The organism is Colwellia sp., assembly GCF_013215345.1.
Taxonomy (GTDB): domain Bacteria; phylum Pseudomonadota; class Gammaproteobacteria; order Enterobacterales; family Alteromonadaceae; genus Colwellia.
The window spans coordinates 4416-8327 of record NZ_JABSOV010000144.1; the positions used below are offsets into that span (position 1 = coordinate 4416).

A 3912-nucleotide genomic window follows, 5' to 3' on the forward strand; every position below is an offset into this window, starting at 1 on the left:
GGGTATTCCATATTCGTTTCTGCGTATAACTGCTGTGCTGGTTTAGAAACTAAAAACTCCATTAAGGCTTGGGCATTTTTTGCATTAGGGGCATATTTAGCCATGGCAACGCCGGAAATATTGATATGTGCACCACGGTTATTTTGGTTAGGGAAGTTAATATACACTTCTTCAGCCCATACTTTTTGTTCGTCATTTTCTAGCATTTTACCAAAGTAGTAACTATTACCTAACGAGATATCACATAATTTTTGATGAATAGCTTGCACTTGTCCACGGTCACTGCCTTGTGGTTTACGCGCTAAATTATTTTTGAATTTTTTCAGCCAATCTAAAGTATAAGCTTCGCCATGTTCACTGATCATTGAAGCAACTAAAGCGACAGTATAAGGGTGTTTACCACTGCGAGTACAAATACGTCCTTTGTATTTTTCATCAGCTAAGTCTTCATAATTTAAATCAAGTTTACCTAAACGCTTCGCTGAGTAGATATTACGAACTCGAGTAGTTAAGGCAAACCAAGTATTATCTTCAGCTTGATATTGCTTAGGAATAGCGCTACTTAAAATTGCAGAATTAACCGCTTGGACTAAGCCTTTTTCACGTAATTCAACCAAACGACTGATATCTGTGGTCAGTAAGATATCGGCAGGACTATATTTACCTTCACGGGCTAAACGTTCAGCCATACCTTTTTTGGCAAAGACCACATTAACTTTAATACCAGTTTTCTCAGTAAACTTATTAAATAATGGTTCAACAAGAAAAGGCTGACGATATGAATAAACATTAACTTCTTCGCTAGCATTAGCGATAAAACTTGTCATAAAACTAGCAGTAAAAAATAATGCTATAAGTGTGCTATTAAACAATTTTTTCAACATAAATAGTGTCTCAATAAAATACTGTGGGCGAATTGTACAAGGACAGTTAAAGCTGTCAAGGCATTTGAGAATAACTCTCATTAAGACTTGTAACAGATCATTATTTTTTACTTAAGTTTAGTTTATCTAACTTAACTTAAACCAACAGCACCACTTACCAATAACCAGCAAGCGAAAAATAATTTTAACTTAGTTACCGATAAGTGTGTAACTAGCGTTTTAGCAAAAATTCCGCCCAATACTGCCCCTGGGCCAGCAAATAAAACCACCTGCCAATAAACATCGCTATTAACTTGGGCAATTGCCGCCCAGACGCTAATAGCTGAAACGATAACAGCTGCGGCGACTACCATACTCATATCAAAATGACGTAACAGCAGATAAATAACTAATAACTCACCGACACCAACACTTAACCAAGCAGTTACGGCACCACCGAATAAGCCAATCAGCACAAGCGCAATATAATCGACATAGTATAACTGGCTACGCTCACGATGTGGCTGCAGTAAATAGATAGTCAAGATAATGAAAAAACCTAGCAGCAATGAAAAGCAACTAAAACTGATATGCAAAGCAGCCGGAGAGTCCACTTGATAGAAAAACACCGCATTTAAGCCAATAACTGAAGCTATGCTGGTGACACAAATGATACGCTTAAAGCCCTGCCATAAACGTAAGTCTGTTTTTTCGGTTTTATAATGATGCCACCAAGTGACCGCACCTGCGGTCATACCAAAACATTGAATTGCAAAGCTGGTGGCAATTGCTTGCTGCTCAGAAAAATTTAGTTTACTAAACATGGGAATAAACACCACACCGCCGCCAGCTCCCGTTGAGTTGGCGAAAATGGCCCCTAAGCTACCTAAAAAAGTAAATAGAGTATAATCAAGCAGTTCATACAGCGTATGGCTAGAACTCAAAAGTAAACTTATCCATAGCACTAGAAACAGCACGATAAACTTAGGGTTTGATAAGCGCATAAACGCTTGTTTAGCCATAGCGATATCTTTGATAAGTTAGCCTAAGTTGTGACTGGGTTTTTCTGATTGATAAAGGCAATAGCATCATCGGATAAACAATTTTTAGAGATATAGCTTTTGCTGGCAATATCTTTGCCCATAGCACTTTTACCTAAGCTAAAGTTAATGACAAAGCCTAACTCGGTTTCAGTAACTACAGTAACATCAGTCCATAAAATACGAGTATTTATATGAAATGACTCGGTCAATATGCCTTGTTCATCAATAGTAAGCTTAACTACACTTCCAGAAGCTTTACTAAGCATCTGTCTCATCACCCACCAAGGTTTATGATAATAAACACTAAGTGTTTCGAGAATACCGCAAGCGATAACAAACCAAGCAGCATAAGGATTAACCGGTGTGAACAACAAAACAATCAAACCAAAAACAGTTAAGATATTGGCTTTAAAATAGGTTTTTCTATTATGCTCTAGCGTACTAGATTGCGTATAACACTCACTATAATGGACTTTATCTAAGGTAAAACTGGCAGAAAAAGAGCTTGTTTTCGTCATTGAAGATTGATTTGTTGAAGGTTGAGTCATTTAATTTACAAACACTAAAGTCGGTTAACAAAGTAAGTTAACGCTAGTTTATCAGAAGACTTACTAAAACGAGTAACTAATTGTCGCGCCAATTACAAAGTAACTTTCTTCCCAGTGTTATGAACAATAGAACAAATTATTATTCGCTTAGCTGTACTTTATCATGGTTAAACACATGTTTAGGTGATCAATAAAGGCACAGACTTGTTGAAAGTCTTGAGTCGCTATCTTTTGTTTTGGTGTCAGCAATTGCAAACAAATCACTCCTATTGCCTTGCCACCTATTTTTACTGGCACAAAAGCGATTGCGCCATCAGCAATGACCGCATTGATCTCTTCAGTGATTAATTCACGCCAGCGAGCTTCTTGATGGTCATTAATCAGTGCTGCGGTATCTGTATTAATCACCCTAGCAATAACATTATCACTGTGTTTTATATCAATATTTATTGATATAGCATCGTCTTCGGCATTTTGATTAACCACCAAACGAGACTTAACTCCCGCTCTCTCATCAACCAACATTAAAAAAGAGCTGCGCTCAAAAGCAAATGTAAAGGCGATACTTTGCAGAGCTGACTGTAAATACTCATTAAAGTCTTTGCTGCTTTGCATCAACTTGGTTAGCTTAATAAAGCCGGCTAATAAAGCTTGCTCTTTACTGGCTGGCTCTGCTGAGGAAGTAACATCGTTGCAGGCTTCGAAGTCCTTACTGGTAGGTAAACTATTGATCCGCTCTATTAATATATCAGCGCCGTAGGATGACAACAACTTGCCAGCTTGTTCACGGGTATGGTCGATTCTTACAGTTAATTGCCTTACCGAAATATCCATGATTTGAGCAATATCAGCCAGTAAACGACGATAGTCTTCCTCACTACCTGCTGGTTTGGCAATAATAGCACTGAGTTTATCGGCAAAATAAATAACTTTTACCTCATCTGTACGTGTGGCAGGCTGATCTAAGGCCTTGATTAATAAATCACTCAAATTCCACGTCATCGCCAGACCTTTAGTTAATTCATTAAAGCTGGTGCCCATTTCTTGCTGACAATATTGATTAAAATCTTCTGTTGATGTCGCTTGATGATTTGCTAAGTTTTTAGCGACATCACCACCAGCACTCCAAAAAGTGCTTTCACCTATGCGATATAGCATTGCGGCTAGGTACACTTCTTCTTGCACCTCTTCGCTATAATTAGGCACCATCATTTTAGCAAGCATACCGGCATAAAATGAATTTGCCATAAGCTGAGTTAACTTTTCATAAACATTAATATCAAGCGACTTTGCTGCCAGTAAACTAGACACTAACTTTGCCGTTAAACAGATGTTTTTAACGGTTTGTATGCCCAAGACCACTGTAGCCCGTGAGACTGTGGTGACTTTATTAATACTGAAGTGCTGAGTATTATTGGCAACTTTAAGCAAGCAGGTGGATAAGCCTTGATCATGCAA

Annotated in this window: 4 protein-coding genes; all 4 read right to left on the reverse strand. The window is 38.0% G+C overall.

Annotation, left to right across the window (positions count from 1 at the left end; genetic code table 11):
• The coding region (locus tag HRT50_RS16230) for an extracellular solute-binding protein (protein ID WP_291616389.1) at positions 1-827 on the reverse strand (827 nt) is incomplete at its 3' end.
• A gap of 188 nt (positions 828-1015) precedes the next feature.
• A complete protein-coding gene (locus HRT50_RS16235) occupies positions 1016-1885 on the reverse strand; it encodes a sulfite exporter TauE/SafE family protein (protein ID WP_291616383.1) in 870 nt (289 codons plus the stop codon).
• A 23-nt stretch (positions 1886-1908) separates the two neighbouring features.
• Positions 1909-2454, reverse strand: a complete 546-nt coding sequence (locus HRT50_RS16240; protein WP_291616385.1) for a YcxB family protein — start codon at positions 2452-2454, stop codon at positions 1909-1911.
• A 147-nt stretch (positions 2455-2601) separates the two neighbouring features.
• Positions 2602-3912, reverse strand: a 1311-nt coding sequence (locus HRT50_RS16245; protein ID WP_291616387.1) for an HDOD domain-containing protein, incomplete at its 5' end; no start/stop codon positions are given.

Excerpts from the sequence above, each read along its gene's own strand:
- HRT50_RS16235 (WP_291616383.1), bottom strand. The coding sequence starts at position 1,885 with ATGGCTAAACAAGCGTTTATGCGCTTATCAAACCCTAAGTTTATCGTG.
- HRT50_RS16240 (WP_291616385.1), bottom strand. The coding sequence starts at position 2,454 with ATGACTCAACCTTCAACAAATCAATCTTCAATGACGAAAACAAGCTCT.